We start from the raw sequence: 20,250 nt of genomic DNA on the forward strand, positions 1-20,250 counted from the left end.
CTCAGCTGGCGGCGACCGCCGGGCCGGCGGCGGCCTCGAAGATCTCGCGCAGGAAGTACCCCGTGTGGCTCTCGTGCACCTCGGCCACCTGCTCGGGCGTGCCGGTCGCGACGACCTGGCCGCCGCCCGAGCCGCCCTCGGGCCCGAGGTCGATGATCCAGTCGGCGGACTTGATCACGTCGAGGCTGTGCTCGATCACGATCACGGTGTTGCCCTTGTCGACGAGCTTGCCGAGCACCTTCAGCAGCTTGCGCACGTCCTCGAAGTGCAGGCCGGTGGTCGGCTCGTCGAGTACGTACACGCTGCGTCCGTTCGACCGGCGCTGCAGCTCCGTCGCCAGCTTCACCCGCTGGGCCTCGCCGCCGGAGAGGGTCGTCGCGCTCTGGCCGAGCTGGACGTAGCCCAGCCCGACGTCCACGAGCGTCTTCAGGTACCGGTGGATCGCCGAGATCGGCTCGAAGAACTCGGCCGCCTCGCTGATCGGCATCTCGAGCACCTCGGCGATGTTCCTGCCCTTGTAGTGCACCTGCAGGGTCTCGCGGTTGTACCGCTTGCCGCCGCACACCTCGCACGCGACGTAGACGTCGGGAAGGAAGTTCATCTCGATCTTGATGGTGCCGTCGCCCGAGCACGCCTCGCACCGGCCGCCCTTGACGTTGAAGCTGAAGCGGCCCGGCAGGTAGCCGCGCGCCTTGGCCTCGGCCGTCTCTGAGAACAGGGTGCGGATCCGGTCGAACACGCCCGTGTAGGTCGCCGGGTTCGACCGCGGCGTGCGGCCGATGGGTGCCTGGTCGACGTGCACGACCTTGTCGAGGTGCTCGAGCCCGGTGACGCGACGGTGCTTGCCCGGCACCTTGCGCGCCCCGTTGAGCCGGTTGGCGAGCACGCGGTAGAGGATGTCGTTCACGAGCGAGGACTTGCCCGACCCGCTCACGCCCGTCACCGCCGTGAAGGTGCCGAGCGGGAACTCGACGTCGACCCCGCGGAGGTTGTTCGCCTGCGCCCCCTCGACGCGGATCACGCGCTCGCGGTCGATCGCGCGCCGGGACGGCGGGATCGCGATCTCCTTGCGCCCGGCGAGGTAGTCGCCGGTCAGCGACTCGGTGTTCTTCATCAGCTCGGCGTAGCTGCCGCTGTGCACGACCGTGCCGCCGTGCACGCCGGCACCGGGGCCGATGTCGACGATCCAGTCGGCCGTGCGGATCGTGTCCTCGTCGTGCTCGACGACGATGAGCGTGTTGCCGAGGTCGCGCAGCGCGACCAGCGTGTCGATCAGCCGGCGGTTGTCGCGCTGGTGCAGGCCGATGCTCGGCTCGTCGAGCACGTAGAGCACGCCCGTGAGGCCCGAACCGATCTGCGTGGCCAGGCGGATGCGCTGCGCCTCGCCGCCGGACAGCGTGCCGGCTGCGCGGGCGAGGTCGAGGTAGCTGAGGCCGACCCGGATGAGGAAGTCGAGCCGCAGCTTGATCTCGCGGAGCACCTGCGCCGCGATCGTCTGCTCGCGGTCGGTGAGCTCGAGCCGGTCCATGAACGCTCGTGCGTCGTGCAGGCTGAGGCGGCAGACGTCGGCGATCGACGCGTCGTGGATGAGCACGGCGAGCACCTCGGGCTTCAGCCGGTCGCCGCGGCAGACCGGGCAGGGGACCTCGCGCAGGTACTCCGCCCACCGGGCCCGCTGCACGTCGGTCTCGGCCTGCAGGTACTGCCGCTCGATGTAGGGCACGACCCCCTCGAAGCCGGACGTGTAGCTCATCTCGCGGCCGTAGCGGTTGCGCCAGCGCACGCGCACCTCGAAGTTGTCGCCCCGGAGCACGGCGTTGCGCGCGTCGTCGTCGAGCTCCTCCCACGGGGTGTCGAGGGAGAAGTCGAGGTCGCGGGCGAGCCCGTCGAGGAGCTTCTCGTAGTAGTTGTAGAGGCTCTTGCCCTGCGAGGTCCAGGGCAGGATGACGCCCTCGGAGATGCTGAGCGACGGGTCGCCGAGCAGCAGGTCCTCGTCGACCGACATGCGGGTGCCGAGGCCCGAGCACTCCGGGCACGCCCCGAACGGGGCGTTGAACGAGAACGTGCGCGGCTCGATCTCGGTGAGCGCGATGGGGTGCTGGTTCGGGCAGCTCAGCTTCTCGGAGAACGTCTGCCACGCCGCGTCGCCGTCGCGGTCGACGTAGTTGACCTGGACGAGCCCGTCGGTCAGGCGCAGCGCCGTCTCGAGCGAGTCGGTGAGGCGGCCGAGGATGTCGTCGGAGGCGACGAGTCGGTCGATCACGACCGAGATGTCGTGCTTGACCTGCTTCTTCAGCTTCGGCGGCTCGTCGAGCCGGATGAGCTCGCCGTCGACGACCGCGCGGGAGTAGCCCTGCCCGGAGAGCTCGCGGAACAGGTCGACGAACTCGCCCTTCTTCTGCGAGACGACCGGGCTGAGCACCTGGAAGCGCGTACCGGACTCGAGCTCCATGAGCCGGTCGGCGATCTGCTGCACGGTCTGCCGCTGGATCCGCTCGCCGCACACGGGGCAGTGCGGGACGCCGATGCGCGCCCACAGCAGTCGCATGTAGTCGTAGATCTCGGTGATCGTGCCGACCGTCGATCGCGGGTTGCGGTTCGTCGACTTCTGGTCGATCGAGACCGCGGGGCTGAGCCCCTCGATGAAGTCGACGTCGGGGCGGTCGACCTGCCCCAGGAACTGGCGCGCGTACGCGGAGAGCGACTCGACGTAGCGACGCTGGCCCTCGGCGAAGATCGTGTCGAACGCGAGCGAGGACTTGCCCGACCCGGACAGTCCAGTGAAGACCACCATCGCATCGCGGGGGATCTCGACATCGACGTCGCGCAGGTTGTGGACGCGGGCCCCGCGGACACTCAGGCGCGCATGGGCATCGAGACGTGAAACTGGCACCCTACGAGTCTACGAACGACCTCCGACACTCCTGCCGCACGCGCTCGTGCTGAGAGCGAACACACGTTCGAGGCGTCGGCGGACCGGGGCGCCGCTCCCCCGTTCGCCGACTAGCCGAGGTGGCCCGCCTTCTCCATCTGCCTGAGCTCGCGCTTGAGCTCGGAGACCTCGTCGCGCAGCCGGGCGGCGAGCTCGAACTTCAGCTCGCCCGCGGCCTCGAGCATCTGGTCGTTGAGGTCGCGGATCAGTTCCTCGAGGTCGTTCGCGCCCGCAGCGGCGATGCCGTCGCGCTTCATCGGCACGGGCGAGGTGGACCGCGCATCGCGCCCGGCGAACAGCGCCGCGGTGTCGGCGCCCTCGCGGGCGAGCACCTCGGTGATGTCGGCGATGCGCTTGCGGAGCGGCGCCGGGTCGATGCCGTTCACCCGGTTGTACTCGAGCTGCTTCTCGCGGCGGCGGTTCGTCTCCTCGATCGCGAGCTGCATCGACTCCGTCTCGACGTCGGCATACATGTGCACCTGACCCGACACGTTGCGCGCCGCACGGCCGATGGTCTGGATGAGCGAGGTCGACGAGCGCAGGAAGCCCTCCTTGTCGGCGTCCAGGATCGCCACGAGCGAGACCTCGGGCAGATCGAGGCCCTCGCGCAGCAGGTTGATGCCGACCAGTACGTCGTAGACGCCGGCTCGGAGTTCGGTGAGCAACTCGACCCGTCGCAGCGTGTCGACGTCGGAGTGGAGGTAGCGGACGCGCACCCCCGCCTCGGTGAGGAAGTCGGTGAGCTCCTCCGCCATCCGCTTCGTGAGCGTCGTCACGAGCACGCGCTCGTCGCGCTCGGCGCGAGCCCGGATCTCCTCCAGCAGGTCGTCGATCTGGCCCTTCGTGGGCTTCACCACGATCTCGGGGTCGACGAGTCCCGTCGGGCGGATGATCTGCTCGACCACGCCGTCGGCGATGCCCAACTCGTACCTGCCGGGGGTCGCCGAGAGGTAGACGGTCTGCCCGACCCGGTCCTTGAACTCGTCCCACTTCAGCGGCCGGTTGTCGAGCGCGCTGGGCAGGCGGAACCCGTGCTCGACGAGCGTCCGCTTGCGCGACGCGTCGCCCTCGTACATCGCGCCGATCTGCGGCACCGTGACGTGCGATTCGTCGATCACCACGAGGTAGTCGTCGGGGAAGTAGTCGAGCAGGCAGTGCGGCGCCTCGCCCGGCGCACGGCCGTCGATGTGCCGCGAGTAGTTCTCGATACCGGAGCAGAAGCCGATCTGCTCCATCATCTCGAGGTCGAACGTCGTGCGCATGCGCAGGCGCTGCGCCTCGAGCAGCTTGCCCTCGCGCTCGAGCTCCTGCAGCCGCTCGTCGAGCTCGTCGCGGATGGTGCCGATGGCGCGCTGCATGACGTCGACGCTGGCGACGTAGTGCGACGCCGGGAAGACCGGCACCGCGTCGAGCTTGGCGATCACCGAGCCGGTGAGCGGGTGCAGGCTGTGCAGCGCCTCGACCTCGTCGCCGAACATCTCGATGCGGATCGCGTGCTCCTCGTAGACCGGGATGATCTCGATGGTGTCGCCGCGGACGCGGAAGGTGCCGCGCGAGAACGCGACGTCGTTGCGCTGGTACTGCATCGACACGAACTTGCGGATGAGCCAGTCGCGGTCGACGCGCTGCCCGACCTGGAGCGGCATCATCGCGTTGAGGTACTCCTCGGGCGTGCCGAGGCCGTAGATGCACGACACCGTCGATACGACGACGACGTCGCGGCGGCTCAGCAGCGAGTTCGTCGTCGAGTGACGCAGCCGCTCGACCTCGGCGTTGATCGAGGAGTCCTTCTCGATGAAGGTGTCCGTCTGCGGGACGTAGGCTTCGGGCTGGTAGTAGTCGTAGTACGAGACGAAGTACTCGACCGCGTTGTTCGGCATGAGCTCGCGGAACTCGTTCGCGAGCTGTGCCGCGAGGGTCTTGTTGTGCGCGAGCACGAGCGTCGGCCGCTGCACCTGCTCGATGAGCCACGCGGTCGTGGCCGACTTGCCGGTGCCGGTCGCGCCGAGGAGCACGACGTCGGTCTCGCCGGCGTTGATCCGGCCCGCCAGGTCGGCGATCGCCTGCGGCTGGTCGCCGCTCGGTGCGTACTCGCTGACGACCTCGAACGGGCGCACGGAACGGGTGGACTGCATGGATTCGAGTCTAGGTTCGCCCACCGACAGCGCGGCCGGGATCGCGGTCAGCGAACGCCGCGCCCCGCGTCATCCGCTCGGTCGCTCCCGCGCCTCGCGCTGCGAGTGCTCGATGTCGACCCAGAGCGCATCGGCCTGCCCCATCGTGTGGGCGAGCGTGCCGCCCGTGTCGATGACGACATCGGCCACGGCGCGACGCTCCTCGTCGCTCACCTGGGCGTCGACGCGCGCCTCGGCCTGGATGGGATCGAGCCCCCGCTCCTCGACGAGCCGGCGGACCTGCGCCCGCTTGGGCGCGCTCGTGACCACGACGAGGTCGAACGGATGGTCCACCTGCGCCTCGACGAGCAGCGGCACGTCGTACACGACCACCGCGTCCGGATCCTCGGCCTCCGCCTTCGCGATGAGCCGGCCGGAGAGCTCGCGGACGGCCGGGTGCACTATGGCGTTCAGCCGTGCGCGCGCCTCGTCGTCCTGGAAGACGATCTCGCCGAGCCGCTGCCGGTCGAGGGTGCCGTCCGCGCGGACGACCTCGTCGCCGAACGCGTCGACGATGGCCTGGAGGCACGCGGTCCCCGGCTCGACCACGCGGCGCGCGAGCTGGTCGGCGTCGAGGTGGATGGCGCCGTGCTCGACGAGCCGGCGGGCGACGGTGGACTTGCCCGACGCGATGCCGCCGGTGAGGCCGATGAGGTACACGAGCGCAGTCTATCGAGCGCGCGTGGCGGCTCCGCGCGACCGGGTCGCCCGCGATTCAGGCCTCGACGAGCCCGGTCCGGTAGGCGATGACGACGAGCTGCGCGCGGTCCCGCGCCGCCAGCTTGACCATCACGTGGCTCACGTGGGTCCGCGCGGTGGCCGGACTGAGGAAGAGCTCCTCGGCGATCTCGGCGTTGTTCATGCCGCGGCCGACGAGGGAGAGGACCTCGCGCTCCCGCTCGGTCAGGACCGACAGGCGCTCCTCGGCCTCGCGCTCCGCCGTGCGCCGGGTGGCGAACCGGGCGATGAGGCGTCGCGTGATGCCCGGTGCGAGCAGGGCCTCGCCGTCCGCCACGACGCGGATCCCATGGAGCAGCTCGGCCGGGCCGGCGTCCTTGAGCAGGAAGCCGCTCGCACCGGCCTGCAGGCCCTCGAAGACGTAGGCGTCGGTGTCGTAGGTGGAGAGGATCAGCACCCGCCCCGCGCTGCGCTCGCTCGCGAGTCGCCGCGTCGCCTCGATGCCGTCCATTCCCGGCATCCGGATGTCCATGAGCACGACGTCCGGTCGAAGCGCTCGAGCGCGCTCGATGGCCTCGGCACCGTCGGCGGCCTCGCCCACGACCTCGACGTCCTCCTCGACCTCGAGCAGCAGGCGGAATCCCGACCGGACCAGGTGCTCGTCGTCCACGAGCAGGACGCGGATCGGATGCGCGCCGTCGCGCCCGCTGCTCGTCATCGGCCGCTCGCCGTCCCGACGGGCGTGATCGGCAGCCTCGCGTGCACCTCGAACCCGCCGCCCTCGAGCGGTCCGGCGGTGAACTCCCCGCCGAGCAGCTGGCAGCGTTCGCGCATGCCGAGGATGCCGCGACCCGCCGTCAGCGCCCGATCGGCCGCGCCGCCGCCCCGCTCGAGCGCCACGCGCGGGGACGTCGTCCGGGGGCCCTCGTCGGTCACGCGGACGTCGAGGACCTCCGCGCCGTAGTCGAGCGCGACCGTCACCCGGGTCGGCCCGGCGTGTCGGACCACGTTCGTGAGCGACTCCTGCAGGATCCGGTACGCGGCGCGGCCGACCGCGTCCGACACGGCGTCGGGCACCGCGACCGTCGCCGGGTCCACGGTCACCGCGAGGTCGAGCCCGGCGTCCCGTGCCCGGTCGGCGAGATCGTCGAGCTGGGCGAGCCCGGCGTGGGGCACGCGGCCCTCGTGCTCGTCGCGCAGCACGCCGAGGATCGTCCGCATCTCCTGCAGCGCCCTGGCGCTCGTCCGCTCGATCGCGGTCAGCGCCGAGCGGACCTCGTCGGGACGCCGGTCGAGCACGTGCGCCGTCACGCCCGCCTGGACGTTGATGATGGCGATGGCGTGGGCGACGGTGTCGTGGACCTCCCGGGCGATCCTCAGGCGCTCCTCGTCGACGCGCGCCCGCGCCTGCTCCTCCCTGGCTCGCTCGGCGAGCTCCGCACGCTCGAGCGCCTCGTCCGCGATCACCCGCCGCGATCGCACCGATTCGCCGAGCGCCGCGCTCATGATCGTCCCGCCGATGCGGAAGAAGACCCAGCCGATCGCGGCCCGCGGCTCGATGTCGATCGCGGCGACCAGCCACACCGCCGCGAGGACGGCGATGCCCGCGCCGGCGATCATCAGCGACCGCCGGCCGTCGCCCGAGGCGGTGAGCGTGTACGCGGCGACGAACAGGCAGAGCCAGCCGGGGCCGTCGGGGAAGTCGAGTCCGTAGTACAGGGCGCTCACCGCGGCCGTGACGACGAACACGGTGACGGGCGCGCGCCGACGGACGACCAGCGCGAGGCCGCCCACCACGAGCAGCGCGTAGCCGAGGTAGCCCGGGTCGTCGAGCGGTCGGACGACGGTCGCGGGATCGGCGGCCTGCCGGGCGACGGTGCCCTGCACCTGCATGACCGTCACGAGGAGGGCGAGCAGGACGTCCATCGCCCACGCGGGCGGGCGGTACGCCAGCAGGTTCCTGCCCATGCGACGATTCTAGGTTCGCGCCGTCGCGGCGGGCGTGGTGCGGCAGGCGTAGGCGACTACGTCGCCGAGCGCGATCACGATTCGCTGAACCCGCGCCCCCCGTCCCGGCGGCACGCGACCCTCCGCCGACGCCGCTCGTCGGGCGGCTCGGAACGATCGGCACCGTCATCCGATTCGAATGCACGGGAGGTCCGCAATCATGACCGCAACACGTTCCGAGCCGTCCACCGAGCCCACGACGCGTCCGTCGAGGATGGAGCGGCTCGCGACCTTCGCCCTGCGACGGAGTTGGGTGGCGATCACGTGCTGGATCGCGCTGCTCGTGGCCGTCACCGCCCTCGGGGGACTCGTCGGGAGCGCGTTCGACGACGACTACGCCCTGCCCGGCACGCAGTCGCAGCAGGTCTCGGAGCGCCTCGAGGCCAGGTCGCCCTCGACGGCCGGCGACCGCGTGACCGTCGTCCTGCACGACGAGCGGGGCTGGGACGCCGACACGATCGTGCCGGACCTCGTCGCAGATCTCGCGACGATCGACCACGTCGCGGCCGTCGTCCCGCCGGACGCGGGTCGCGGCACCGTCTCCGAGGACGGAAGCGTCGGACTCCTCGACGTCGCGCTCGACGGACCCCGCAGCGACATGGATCCGGACACGTACCGGCGGATCGTCGACGTCGCGGACGCCCACCGCACCGATGGCCTCGACGTGGAGCTCTCGGGTCGAGGCATCCGCCAGGCGACGAGGGGCGGCGGCTCGACGGCCGAGTTCGCCGGGCTGCTGGCCGCCCTGGTCATCCTCGTCCTCATGTTCGGCTCGTTCCTCGCGGCGAGCCTTCCCTTGATCACCGCCGTGCTCGCGGTCGGCTCGACCGTCGGCCTCGCCTCGCTGCTCTCGCACGTGCTGACCGTCCCCGGTCAGACCACCGCGATGCTGGTGCTCGTCGGGCTCGGGGTGGGCATCGACTACGCGCTGCTCATCCTGACCCGGTACCGGGCCGAGCTGCGCTCGGGCGCCGATCGCTCGGCCGCCACGAGGACGGCGCTCGACACCGCCGGCCGGTCGGTGCTGTTCGCCGGCACGAGCGTGATCATCGCCCTGAGCGGGCTGTTCACCCTCGGGGTTGCCGCGTACGAGGGCACGGTGACCGCCGTCGCGCTCACCGTGCTGATCACGATGCTCGCCTCGTTGACGCTGCTCCCGTCGCTGCTGACCGTGTTCGGCCGACGCATCGAGCGCCGCGCTCGTGCACGCGATGCGCGAGGCGCCGGCCGGGCCGACGCCTGGTGGCGCCGGTGGTCCGACCTCGTGCAGCGTCGGCCCGTGGTCTCGCTCGTCGCCGCCGTCGTGGTGCTCGGGTCGCTCGCCGCGCCCGCCCTCGGGATGCGCCTCGGGTTCGGCGACGCGGGCAACGACGATCCCGCCACCACCACGCGCGCGGCGTACGACCTGATCAGCGAGAAGTTCGGCCCCGGCGCGAACGGCCCGCTCGTCGTGCTGACGCAGGGCACCGAGGCCGACGCCCTGGCCGCGCGTGCGGTACTCGCCGATGCCCCGGGGGTGGCCGCGGAGCGCCTCGGCCCACCCGTCCGGATCGACGCCGACCTCTACCTGACCCGCGTCGAGCCGACGACCGGACCCCAGGACGCGGCCACGGCGGACCTCGTCCGGGCGTTGCGCACGGACCTCGGCGACCCGCACCTCGTCGGCGGGGCGACGGCGGCCAACGTCGACTTCGCCGACGCGATGGCCGCACGGTTCCCGGTCTTCCTGCTCGTCGTGGTCGGGCTGTCCGGCCTGCTCCTCCTGACCGTGTTCCGGTCGGTCGCCATCGCGGTCAAGGCCGCCGTGTTCAACCTGCTCTCGATCGGCGCGGCCCTCGGCGCCACGACGCTGGTCTTCCAGGACGGGCTCACCTGGGCGGAGCCGGGGCCGATCGAGGCGTTCGGTCCCGTGTTCATCTTCGCCATCGTGTTCGGGCTCTCGATGGACTACGAGGTGTTCCTGCTCTCCCGCATGCGGGAGGAGTGGGTGCGGACGCGGGACCCGCGGGCCGCCGTGCGCGAGGGACTGGCGCGGACCGGCGGAGTGATCACGGCCGCCGCCGCGATCATGGTCGTCGTCTTCGGCTCGTTCGTGCTCGCACCCGACCGGATGCTGCAGCAGCTCGGGTTCGCCATGGCGATGGCCGTGCTGCTCGACGCGCTCGTCGTCCGCTGCCTGGCGGTGCCGGCGGCCATGGCACTGCTCGGTGCACGCGCGTGGTGGCTGCCGCGCGCACTGCAGCGGGCCCTCCCCGACGTCCACGTCGAGGGGCGTGCACGCATGGCCCGGAGCGCCCCCGGATCCGCCGTCGTGCCGTCGTCGGAACCCGTGGCCGACTCGGCCCGCGAGCCGCGCCGCTGAGGCCCGTGACGCCGGAAGGCCGGCCCCCCGAGGGGACCGGCCTTCCGTTGCACCTGCAGCGCGGGGCTGCGTGGCGACTAGTTGCTCGAGAGCTTCTCGCGCAGTGCCGCGAGCGACGCGTCGTCGGCGAGGGTGCCCGCGCCGGCCGAGTCGCTCGAGTAGGTCGAACCCGTGAACGAGTCGTCCTCGGCCTGGGCCGCGATGGTGGCCGCGACCTGCTTCTTGTGCGCCTCCCAGCGAGCCTGCGCGGCAGCGTACTCCTGCTCCCACGCCTCGCGAGCGGCCTCGAAGCCCTCGCGCCACTCGTTGGTCTCCGGGTCGAAGCCCTCGGGGTACTTGTAGTTGCCCTGCTCGTCGTACTCGGTGAGCATGCCGTAGAGCGCCGGGTCGAACTCGGTGCCCTCGGGGTCGACGCCCTCGTTGGCCTGCTTGAGCGAGAGCGAGATGCGGCGACGCTCGAGGTCGATGTCGATGACCTTGACGAAGACCTCCTCGCCCACCGACACGACCTGCTCGGCGAGCTCGACGTGACGGCCCGACAGCTCCGAGATGTGCACGAGGCCCTCGATGCCGTCGGCGACGCGGACGAACGCACCGAACGGGACCAGCTTGGTGACCTTGCCCGGGGTGACCTGGCCGATGGCGTGGGTCCGGGCGAAGACCTGCCACGGGTCCTCCTGGGTCGCCTTGAGCGACAGCGAGACGCGCTCGCGGTCGAGCTCGACGGAGAGCACCTCGACGGTGACCTCCTGGCCGACCTCGACGACCTCGGACGCGTGCTCGATGTGCTTCCACGAGAGCTCCGAGACGTGGACGAGGCCGTCGACGCCACCGAGGTCGACGAACGCACCGAAGTTGACGATCGACGAGATGACGCCCTTGCGGATCTGTCCCGGGTGGAGGTTCTGCAGGAAGGTCGAACGCGACTCCGACTGGGTCTGCTCGAGGAGGGCACGGCGCGACAGGACCACGTTGTTGCGGTTCTTGTCGAGCTCGAGGATCTTCGCCTCGAGCTCCTGGCCGAGGTACGGCGTGAGGTCGCGGACGCGGCGGAGCTCGATGAGCGACGCGGGCAGGAAGCCGCGGAGGCCGATGTCGACGATGAGGCCGCCCTTGACGACCTCGATGACCTGGCCGGTGACGACGCCGTCGTTCTCCTTGATCTTCTCCACGTCGCCCCACGCGCGCTCGTACTGCGCGCGCTTCTTCGACAGGATCAGACGGCCTTCCTTGTCCTCCTTCTGGAGAACCAGGGCCTCGACGGTGTCGCCGACCTCGACGACCTCGCTGGGGTCGACGTCGTGCTTGATGGAAAGTTCGCGGGAGGGGATGACACCCTCGGTCTTGTAGCCGACGTCGAGGAGGACCTCGTCGCGGTCGATCTTCACGACGGTGCCCTCGATCAGGTCGCCGTCGTTGAAGAACTTGAGCGTCTTCTCGACCGCGGCGAGGAAATCGTCAGCAGATCCGATGTCGTTGATCGCGACCTGCTTGGGCGCCTTGGTCGTTGCGGTTGTCATGTAGTGGATGCTCCGTAATGGACAAAATCAGGCCCGACGCGGAAAGATCGTTGTCTTGGTTGATCCGCGACGGGCAGGCGGACAGGGATGTCACACGAGTGACACTCAATCCTAGTGGGTTCGCGGGGCAACCGGCAACCGCCGGGCGTGTCGCACCGTCTGCGACCCGCTCGACTCCTCGACGCGCGTGGGGCGTCCGCCCCGTTCAGCCCGCCAGGGCCGACCTCAGGGTGTCCAGCCCGACCCCGCCGAGGCCGAGCGCCCGCGAGTGGAACGCACGGATGTCGAAGGCGTCGCCCTCGCGCCGGCGGACGTCGTCGCGCAGCTGCTCCCAGATGCGCTGGCCGACCTTGTACGAGGGCGCCTGTCCGGGCCAGCCGAGGTAGCGGTGGACCTCGAACCTCACGAACTCGGGCGGCATGTTCACGTTCCGGCCCATGAAGTCGAACGCGTACTCCCCCGTCCACGTGCCCTGCCCGTCCGGGCGCGGCTTGCCGAGGTGCACGCCGATGTCGAGCACCACGCGCGCCGCCCGCATCCGCTGTCCGTCGAGCATGCCGAGCCGATCGGCGGGGTCGTCGAGGTAGCCGAGCTCCTGCATGAGCCGCTCGGCGTAGAGCGCCCATCCTTCCGCGTGGCCCGAGGTGCCGGCCAGCTGCCGACGCCACGTGTTCAGGTGGCCCCGGTTCACGACCGCCTGCCCGATCTGCAGGTGATGCCCGGGCACGCCCTCGTGGTACACGGTCGTCTTCTCGCGCCACGTGTCGAACTCGGTCACGCCCTCCGGCACCGACCACCACATGCGGCCGGGGCGGCTGAAGTCGTCGCTCGGGCCGGTGTAGTAGATGCCGCCCTCCTGCGTGGGCGCGATGCGGCACTCGAGCGTGCGGATCTCCTCGGGGATGTCGAACTGCGTCGCCCCGAGCTCCGCGACCGCGCGGTCGCTGGTCTCCTGCATCCACCGCCGGAGCGCATCCGTGCCCGCGAGCCGTCGCGCCGGGTCGGCCTCGAGGTGCGCGACCGCTTCCTCGACGCTCGCGCCCGGCAGGATCTCGTTCGCGACGGCCTCCTGCTCGGCCACCATCCGGGCGAGCTCCTCGACTCCCCACTCGTACGTCTCGTCGAGGTCGATCGTCGCGCCCAGGAAGTGGCGGGACCGCAGTGCGTAGATCTCGCGGCCCACGGCGTCCTCCGTACCCGCCCGCGGCGCCAGCTCGTCCTCGAGGAACCCGGCCAGCCGCCCGTACGCGGCGGCGGCCTCCGCGGCGCCGGCGTCGAGGTCGCGACGCAGCGCGTCGCCCGCCGTGCCCTCCGACCCGCCGACGAAGGTCGCGAAGAACCCGTCCGGCCGCGCGTGCCGGCGGGCCTGCAGCGCGACTTCGCGGACCTGGCGGACCGCCGGGACGACGTCGCGCTCGATGCCGAGGCGCAGCGTCCCGACGTAGCCGTCGATCGCGGCCGGCACGGCGCCGAGACGCGCCGCGATGCGCGACCAGTCCGCGTCGTCGCGGGTCGGCATCAGGTCGAAGACCTCGCGGATCTCCTGCGCGGGGCTCGCGATCACGTTGAGGTCGCGCAACTGGAGGCCCGCGGCATCCCCCTCGAGATCGAGTTCGAGTTCGCTGCCGAGGTCGGCGACCGTGATCTCATCGACCTCGTCGACCGGCGCAGCGCTGCGGAGCGCCGTCAGCACCTCGGACATCGCGGCGACTCGCGCGGCATGACCGTCGGGCGAGAAGTCCGGCAGTCGGTGGTCCTGGTCGGTCCGGCCGATGTACGTGCCGACGGTGGGGTTCAGCTCGACGATCGTGTCGACCCACCCCTCCGCGATGCGATCGACGTCCGTCGGGGTCCGGTCTGCGATGGCCATGCGGGTGAGCCTAGACGAGCGGATGCCGCGGCCGCGAGACGCCGAGGCGGGCTCACGTCTCGCGGCCGGGATCAGTGCGCGGCGTCCTCCCAGTCGCGTCCGCGCCCCACCTGCACGTCGAGGGGGACGAGCAGGTCGGCGGCGTGCGACATCCCGTCGTGGACGATCGACTCGAGCTCGTCGCCCTCGCCCTCGGCGACCTCGAAGATGAGCTCGTCGTGGACCTGCATGAGCATGCGCGAGCGCAGGTCTCGCGCCCGCAGCTCCTGCTCGACGCCGATCATCGCGAACTTCATGATGTCGGCCGCCGAGCCCTGGATCGGCGCGTTGAGGGCCGCCCGCTCGGCGTTCTCGCGCAGCACGCGGTTCGGGCTGTTCAGGTCTGGGAACGGGCGGCGCCGGCCGAAGATCGTCTCGGTGTAGCCGTCGAGCTTCGCCTGGGCGACGACGCCGCGCAGGTAGTCGCGGACGGCGCCGAACCGCTCGAAGTAGTCCTTCATGAGCTGGGTCGCCTCGGCGCGGTCGATGCGCAACTGCTTCGACAGGCCGAACGCGCTGAGCCCGTAGGCGAGGCCGTACGACATCGCCTTGACCTTCGTGCGCATGAGCGGCGTGACATCGGCGGGGTCGACGTCGAAGATCCGCGCGCCGACGAACCGGTGCAGGTCCTCCCCCGAGTGGAAGGCCTCGATGAGGCCGGGGTCCTCGGAGAGGTGCGCCATGATGCGCATCTCGATCTGGGAGTAGTCGGCCGTGAGCAGCTCGACGTAGTCGGCGCCGTGGGTGAACGCCGCGCGGATGCGGCGGCCCTCCTCGGTGCGGACCGGGATGTTCTGCAGGTTCGGGTCGGTCGACGAGATGCGCCCGGTCGTGGTGCCGACCTGCACGTAGCTCGTGTGCACGCGGCCGTCGGACTGGATGGACTTGTCGAGCGTCTCGACGATCTGGCGCAGCTTCGTCGCATCGCGGTGCTCGAGCAGGAGCCCGAGGAACGGGTGGGGGTTGGTCTCCTGCAGGTCGGCCAGCGCGACCGCGTCGGTCGAGTAGCCCGTCTTGGTCGCGCGGGTCTTCGGCATGCCGAGCTGGTCGAACAGCACCTCCTGGAGCTGCTTCGGCGAGCCGAGGTTTACCTCGCGGCCGATCTCGGCGTAGGCCGCCTGGGCGAGGGAGGCCGCACGCTCCCCCAGCTGCCCCGACAGCTCGGCGAGCTTCGCGTGCTCGACCGTGACGCCGCGCAGCTCCATCTCGGCGAGCACGCCGACGATCGGGATCTCGATGTCGGCGAGCACCCGCCGCGAACCCTCGGACAGTGCCGCGAGCACGACGGGGGCGACCCGGAGCGAGTACCACGCGAACTCGGGCGCCCCGGCCGTGCCGTCGGCGTCGGGCACGAGCTGTGCCGGGTCGGCCATCGGCACGTCCTCGCCGAGGTAGCGCGAGACGAGGTCGACGAGATCCTTCTCGGCGAGGCTCGGCCGGATCAGCCAGCCCGCGATGAGCGTGTCGACGACGAGCCCGTCGAAGACGAGACCGGACCGCCGCATGGCCTTCAGCTGGGGCTTGGCGTCGGTCATCACCTTCGGCGCCTCGCTCGCGAGCCAGGCCTCGAACGGCGCCAGGCCGGCGTCGCCGGCCGTCCACTCCAGCCGCACGCTCTCGGTCGTGCTCGCGACGCCGGCTCCGATCACGCGGCCGTCGAGGACCTCGAGGCTCAGCCCGAGCCCCGCGGGCTCCGCGGACGTCGCGCGCGCGAACCAGTCCGCGAGGGCATCGCCGCGGAGCGACTGCGAGGTCGGCGCGACGACGGCGGGCTCGGCCTCGGCCGCCAGCGCGGCGGTGCCGTCGGCCGTGAGGCCGTTGGACTCGGCGGCCATCTTGGTGACGCGCTCGAGCAGGGTCTTGAACTCGAGCCGGTCGAAGAGCTCGCGCACCGCCGCCTCGTCCATCGGCTTCGCCGCGAGGTCGGGCAGCTCGACGTCGAGGTCGAGGTCACGCACCAGCCGGTTGAGGCGGCGGTTGCGCACGGCGTTCTCGCGCTCGCGGCGCAGGTTGTCGCCGACGACCCCCTTGATCTCGTCGATGTGCTCGAGGATGCCGTCGAGGCTGCCGTAGAGGCCGAGCCACTTCACCGCGGTCTTCTCGCCGACCTTCGTGATGCCCGGGAGGTTGTCGCTCGTCTCGCCGACGAGGGCGGCGACGTCGGGGTACTGCTCGGGCCGGACGCCGTACTTCTCGACGACGGCGTCGGCGTCGTAGCGCTTCAGCTGCGAGACCCCCTGCACGTTCGGGTAGAGCAGCGTGATGTCGTCGTCGACGAGCTGGATGGTGTCGCGGTCGCCCGACACGACGAGCACCTCGTACCCCGCCTCGGCGCCGCGGGTCGCGAGCGTCGCGAGGATGTCGTCGGCCTCGAAGTCCTCCTTGGTCAGCACCGTGATCCGCATGGCCTCCAACGCGTCCTTCAGGAGCGGGATCTGCCCCTTGAACTCCGGCGGCGTCGCGCTGCGGTTGGCCTTGTATTCGCTGTAGTCGCGCGTGCGGAACGACTCGCGCGACGTGTCGAAGGCGACGGCCAGGTGGGTCGGCCGCTCGTTGCGCAGCAGCATGAGCAGCATCGACAGGAACCCGTGGATGGCGTTCGTGTGCTGGCCGTCGCGGGTGCTGAAGCTGTCGACGGGCAGCGCGTAGAAGGCGCGGTAGGCCAGCGAGTGACCGTCGACGATGAGCAGGGTGGGCTTCTCGGGGGTGGGGTCCGGCACCCACCAAGACTACAAGCGGGCACCGACACGGATGAGCCGGCGGGCGCTCCCCGATCGGGGCCCCGACGGGTCGCCGAGACGACGGATGCCGCGACGAACGAGTCGCCGCGCCATCCCTCGACGGGCCTGCGGCCCGAGTGGATCCGGGGTCAGGACTTCTTCGGCGCCAGCTGCTCGATGATCGCCTGCGACACGTCCTTCATGGTCAGTCGGCGGTCCATCGACGCCTTCTGGATCCAGCGGAACGCCTCGGGCTCGGTGAGGCCCATCTTCTCGTTCAGCAGGCCCTTCGCGCGGTCCACGAGCTTGCGGGTCTCGAAGCGCTCGACGAGGTCGCCGACCTCGGCCTCGAGCGCGATGATCTGGGCGTGGCGGGCGAGTGCGATCTCGATGGCGGGGAGCAGGTCGTTGGGCGTGAACGGCTTGACCACGTAGGCCAGTGCGCCGGCCTCGCTGGCGCGCTCGACGAGCTCCTTCTGGCTGAACGCCGTGAGGAGCACGACCGGGGCGATGTGGCCCTTCGAGAGCCGCTCCGCAGCCGAGATGCCGTCGAGCTGCGGCATCTTCACGTCCATGATGACCAGGTCCGGCCGCAGCTCGGTCGCGAGCTGCACGGCCGTCTCGCCGTCGCCGGCCTCGCCGACCACCTCGTAGCCGTGGTCGCGCAGGATCTCGACGATGTCGAGGCGGATGAGCGACTCGTCCTCCGCGACGACGACGCGACGCGGGGCCTGCGGCTGGGTGTCTTCGGTGTCTGTCACGCTGGAAAGCCTACGGTATTCTGGCCGGGGCCTTCAGGCCGGTGTGGCGGAATGGCAGACGCGGAGCACTCAAAATGCTTTGCCCGAGAGGGCGTGTGGGTTCGACCCCCACCACCGGCACCAGTCGCCGCCGTCGCACCCCCCGCCGGGTACGCCGACGGCCCGGCCGCCATCGCGACCGGGCCGTCTCAACGGGTCAGAGCACCTCGCCCACGATGTGCACGCGCACGTCGTTGGTGGTGCCGGGGATGCCGGGAGGCGAACCGGAGATGATCACGACCTTCTCGCCCGTCGTGGCCTTGCCGGTCTTCTCGAGCACGTCGTCGACCTGCCCGACCATCTGGTCGGTGTGGGTGACGCGATCGACCACGAACGACTCGACGCCCCAGTAGAGCGCCATGCGGCGACGGATCGCCGGGTCCGGCGTGAACGCCAGGATGGGGATGACCGAGCGGATGCGCGCCATCCGTCGCACCGACTCGCCCGTCTCGGTGAACACGCACAGGTACTTCGCCTGGACGAAGTCCGCGACCTCGACGGCCGCCAGCGTGATCGCGCCGGACTGCGTGCGCGGCTTGGTGCCGAGCGGGGCGATCCGGTCGAGGCCGTGCTGCTCGGTCGAGGCGACGATGCGCGACATCGTCTTGACGGTCTGCACGGGGTACTCGCCGACACTGGTCTCGCCCGAGAGCATGACGGCGTCCGCACCGTCGAGGATGGCGTTCGCGACGTCCGACGTCTCCGCACGGGTCGGCACGGGCGCGTGGGTCATCGACTCCAGCATCTGGGTCGCGACGATGACGGGCTTCGCGAGCCGGCGGGCGATCTCGACCGCGCGCTTCTGCACGATCGGCACGGCCTCGAGCGGCAGCTCGACGCCGAGGTCGCCGCGGGCGACCATGATGGCGTCGAACGCCTCGATGATCTCCTCGAGCGCCTCGACCGCCTGGGGCTTCTCGATCTTCGCGATGACGGGGAGCCGGCGTCCCTCCTCGTGCATGATCTCGTGGACGCGGTCGATGTCGGCCGCGTTGCGCACGAACGAGAGCGCGATCACGTCGGCGCCGAGCTGGAGGGCCCAGCGCAGGTCGGCCTCGTCCTTCTCGGACAGCGCCGGGACGTTCACCGCGACGCCGGGAAGGTTGATGCCCTTGTTGTTCGACACCGGGCCGGCGACGACCACCTTCGTGGTCACGACCGTGCCGTCGGTGTCGAGCACCTCGACGCGGACCTTGCCGTCGTCGATGAGGAGGTGGTCGCCCGGCTCGACGTCGTGGGGCAGGCCCTTGAACGTCGTGCCGACGATCTCCTTCGTGCCGAGGATGTCCTCGGTCGTGATCTTGAAGATGTCGCCCTCGGCGAGCTCGTGCGGTCCGTCGGCGAACTTGCCGAGCCGGATCTTCGGCCCCTGGAGGTCGACGAGCACCGCGACCGCGCGCCCCGAGTCGTTGGCGGCCTTCCGGACGTTCTGGTAGACGCCCTCGTGCACGTCGTAGCTGCCGTGGCTCAGGTTCATCCGGGCCACGTCGACGCCCGCATCGATGATGGCGCGGATCTGTTCATAGCTCGATGTCGCCGGCCCGAGGGTGGCGACGATCTTCGCTCTTCTCATGTGTGCTGTGCTCCAGGGGTTACGCGCCGAAGCGCTGGATCAGGGTCTGCAGGCGCCGGGGGGCGCGGGATCACACGGCGAAGGCTCGCGCCGTCGCGGGGATCGGGCTCGGCAGCTGCGTCTCACCTTCAAGGTACCGGTCGACGGATGCCGCCGCAGCCCGGCCCTCGGCGATGGCCCACACGATCAGCGACTGGCCGCGACCGGCGTCGCCCGCGACGAACACGCCGGGCTCCGGAGTCGCGTAGTCGTCGGTGCGCGCGAAGTTGCCGCGCTCGGTGGGCCGGAGGCCGAGCTGGTCCGCCGCGGCCTCGGTCTCGGGTCCGGTGAAGCCGAGCGCGAGCAGCACGAGGTCGGCGGGGATCTCGCGCTCGGTGCCGGCCTTCGGCACCCGGCGCCCGTCGACGTACTCGGTCTCGGCGACGCGGATGGCCCGCACCTCGCCCGCGTCGTTCGCGAGGAACTCGACGGTCGACGCCAGGTACTGGCGCTGCCCGCCCTCCTCGTGCGCGCTCTGCACCTCGAACAGGGTCGGGTGCATCGGCCACGGCTGGTCCGCGCTCCGGGTCTGGCTCGGCTGCTTGCCGATCGCGAGGTTCGTGACCGACAGCGCACCCTGCCGGTGCGCGGTGCCGATGCAGTCCGCGCCGGTGTCGCCGCCGCCGAGCACCACCACGTGCTTGCCCTCGGCGCTGATCTGGTCGAAGACGTCGTCGCCGGCCCCGACGCGGTTCGCCTGCGTCAGGAACTCCATCGCGAAGTGCACGCCGGGCAGGTCGCGTCCCGGGATGGGCAGGTCGCGCGGGACGAGCGCTCCGGTGGCGACCACGACCGCATCGTACCGACGGCGGAGCTCGTCCCAGGACAGGTCGACGCCGATCTCGACGCCGGCACGGAACCGCGTGCCCTCCGCGGTCATCTGCGCGAGCCGCTGGTCGAGGTGCTTCTTCTCCATCTTGAAGTCGGGGATGCCGTAGCGCAGCAGCCCGCCGATGCGGTCGTCGCGCTCGTAGACGGCGACGGTGTGGCCCGCGCGAGTGAGCTGCTGGGCGGCGGCGAGGCCCGCCGGGCCCGAGCCGACGACGGCCACGGTCTTGCCCGTGAGCCGCCCCGGAGGCTGCGGCTGCACCCACCCGCTGCCGAACGCCTGGTCGATGATCGACACCTCGACCTGCTTGATCGTCACGGCGGGCTGGTTGATGCCGAGCACGCACGCGGACTCGCACGGCGCCGGGCACAGGCGGCCCGTGAACTCCGGGAAGTTGTTCGTCGCGTGCAGCCGCTCGATCGCGGCCCGGCCCTCGCCGCGCCACACGAGGTCGTTCCACTCCGGGATCAGGTTGCCCAGCGGGCAGCCCTGATGGCAGAACGGGATGCCGCAGTCCATGCAGCGGCCGGCCTGCCGACGCAGCTGCGCGGGGTCGCCCTGCTCGTAGACCTCTTTCCAGTCCATGATCCGCACCGGGACGGGGCGGCGCTTGGGCAGCTCCCGCTCGGTGACCTTCAGAAAGCCCTTCGGGTCAGCCACCCGTCACCTCCATGCAGTCGTTGGTCGCAGTGCGCATCCGCGGCGTC

The 20,250-nt window shown here is 71.0% G+C and carries 12 protein-coding genes and 1 tRNA gene; 2 read left to right on the forward strand and 11 right to left on the reverse strand.

The window, feature by feature from the left end; translation table 11 throughout:
* Nucleotide 1 precedes the first annotated feature (1 nt).
* From uvrA to ABD230_RS01900, 5 genes are all read right to left on the reverse strand, one after another.
* Nucleotides 2-2,893 (reverse strand): excinuclease ABC subunit UvrA, encoded by a 2,892-nt coding sequence (gene uvrA / locus ABD230_RS01880; RefSeq protein WP_344369049.1) that lies wholly within the window; start codon nucleotides 2,891-2,893, stop codon nucleotides 2-4.
* A 110-nt stretch (nucleotides 2,894-3,003) separates the two neighbouring features.
* Nucleotides 3,004-5,067 carry an excinuclease ABC subunit UvrB gene (uvrB, locus tag ABD230_RS01885; protein ID WP_344369050.1) on the reverse strand — a complete coding sequence of 688 codons (2,064 nt, stop codon included), beginning with the start codon at nucleotides 5,065-5,067 and terminating at the stop codon, nucleotides 3,004-3,006.
* Nucleotides 5,068-5,136: 69 nt separating this feature from the next.
* On the reverse strand, nucleotides 5,137-5,766 hold the full coding sequence (coaE, locus tag ABD230_RS01890) for a dephospho-CoA kinase (protein ID WP_344369051.1): 630 nt from the start codon (nucleotides 5,764-5,766) through the stop codon (nucleotides 5,137-5,139).
* A gap of 55 nt (nucleotides 5,767-5,821) precedes the next feature.
* On the reverse strand, nucleotides 5,822-6,502 hold the full coding sequence (locus ABD230_RS01895; RefSeq protein ID WP_344369052.1) for a response regulator: 681 nt from the start codon (nucleotides 6,500-6,502) through the stop codon (nucleotides 5,822-5,824).
* Nucleotides 6,499-7,752, reverse strand: a complete 1,254-nt coding sequence (locus ABD230_RS01900) for a sensor histidine kinase (RefSeq protein WP_344369053.1) — start codon at nucleotides 7,750-7,752, stop codon at nucleotides 6,499-6,501. The genes ABD230_RS01895 and ABD230_RS01900 overlap by 4 nt, the downstream gene beginning before the upstream one ends.
* A gap of 199 nt (nucleotides 7,753-7,951) precedes the next feature.
* On the opposite strand from ABD230_RS01900, the gene ABD230_RS01905 reads away from it, so the two are divergent.
* Nucleotides 7,952-10,153, forward strand: coding sequence for an MMPL family transporter (locus ABD230_RS01905; RefSeq protein WP_344369054.1), 2,202 nt, complete (start codon nucleotides 7,952-7,954; stop codon nucleotides 10,151-10,153).
* 77 nt (nucleotides 10,154-10,230) lie between these two features.
* Here ABD230_RS01905 and rpsA read toward each other — a convergent pair whose 3' ends face one another.
* From rpsA to ABD230_RS01925, 4 genes are all read right to left on the reverse strand, one after another.
* On the reverse strand, nucleotides 10,231-11,673 hold the full coding sequence (gene rpsA, locus ABD230_RS01910) for a 30S ribosomal protein S1 (RefSeq protein ID WP_344369055.1): 1,443 nt from the start codon (nucleotides 11,671-11,673) through the stop codon (nucleotides 10,231-10,233).
* Between the two features lie 205 nt (nucleotides 11,674-11,878).
* Nucleotides 11,879-13,543 carry a DUF885 domain-containing protein gene (locus tag ABD230_RS01915; RefSeq protein ID WP_344369058.1) on the reverse strand — a complete coding sequence of 555 codons (1,665 nt, stop codon included), beginning with the start codon at nucleotides 13,541-13,543 and terminating at the stop codon, nucleotides 11,879-11,881.
* Between the two features lie 71 nt (nucleotides 13,544-13,614).
* Nucleotides 13,615-16,302, reverse strand: coding sequence for a DNA polymerase I (gene polA / locus ABD230_RS01920; RefSeq protein WP_344369059.1), 2,688 nt, complete (start codon nucleotides 16,300-16,302; stop codon nucleotides 13,615-13,617).
* A gap of 149 nt (nucleotides 16,303-16,451) precedes the next feature.
* On the reverse strand, nucleotides 16,452-17,063 hold the full coding sequence (locus ABD230_RS01925) for an ANTAR domain-containing response regulator (protein ID WP_344369061.1): 612 nt from the start codon (nucleotides 17,061-17,063) through the stop codon (nucleotides 16,452-16,454).
* A gap of 37 nt (nucleotides 17,064-17,100) precedes the next feature.
* Here ABD230_RS01925 and ABD230_RS01930 point away from each other — a divergent pair.
* Nucleotides 17,101-17,186, forward strand: a tRNA-Leu gene (locus ABD230_RS01930).
* A gap of 73 nt (nucleotides 17,187-17,259) precedes the next feature.
* Here ABD230_RS01930 and pyk read toward each other — a convergent pair.
* Nucleotides 17,260-18,675, reverse strand: coding sequence for a pyruvate kinase (gene pyk, locus ABD230_RS01935; protein WP_344369062.1), 1,416 nt, complete (start codon nucleotides 18,673-18,675; stop codon nucleotides 17,260-17,262).
* Nucleotides 18,676-18,745: 70 nt separating this feature from the next.
* Nucleotides 18,746-20,203 carry a glutamate synthase subunit beta gene (locus ABD230_RS01940; protein WP_344369064.1) on the reverse strand — a complete coding sequence of 486 codons (1,458 nt, stop codon included), beginning with the start codon at nucleotides 20,201-20,203 and terminating at the stop codon, nucleotides 18,746-18,748.
* Between the last annotated feature and the right edge of the window lie 47 nt (nucleotides 20,204-20,250).

Origin of the sequence: Agromyces tropicus, assembly GCF_039531345.1 — a bacterium.
GTDB classification, from domain to species: domain Bacteria; phylum Actinomycetota; class Actinomycetes; order Actinomycetales; family Microbacteriaceae; genus Agromyces; species Agromyces tropicus.

What these genes read in the sequence shown, in the direction of transcription:
- ABD230_RS01895 (WP_344369052.1), bottom strand. Translation starts at nt 6,502, where the DNA reads ATGACGAGCAGCGGGCGCGACGGCGCGCATCCGATCCGCGTCCTGCTC.
- ABD230_RS01905 (WP_344369054.1), top strand. Translation starts at nt 7,952, where the DNA reads ATGACCGCAACACGTTCCGAGCCGTCCACCGAGCCCACGACGCGTCCG.
- ABD230_RS01915 (WP_344369058.1), bottom strand. Translation starts at nt 13,543, where the DNA reads ATGGCCATCGCAGACCGGACCCCGACGGACGTCGATCGCATCGCGGAG.
- pyk (WP_344369062.1), bottom strand. Translation starts at nt 18,675, where the DNA reads ATGAGAAGAGCGAAGATCGTCGCCACCCTCGGGCCGGCGACATCGAGC.
- ABD230_RS01900 (WP_344369053.1), bottom strand. Translation starts at nt 7,752, where the DNA reads ATGGGCAGGAACCTGCTGGCGTACCGCCCGCCCGCGTGGGCGATGGAC.
- rpsA (WP_344369055.1), bottom strand. Translation starts at nt 11,673, where the DNA reads ATGACAACCGCAACGACCAAGGCGCCCAAGCAGGTCGCGATCAACGAC.
- uvrB (WP_344369050.1), bottom strand. Translation starts at nt 5,067, where the DNA reads ATGCAGTCCACCCGTTCCGTGCGCCCGTTCGAGGTCGTCAGCGAGTAC.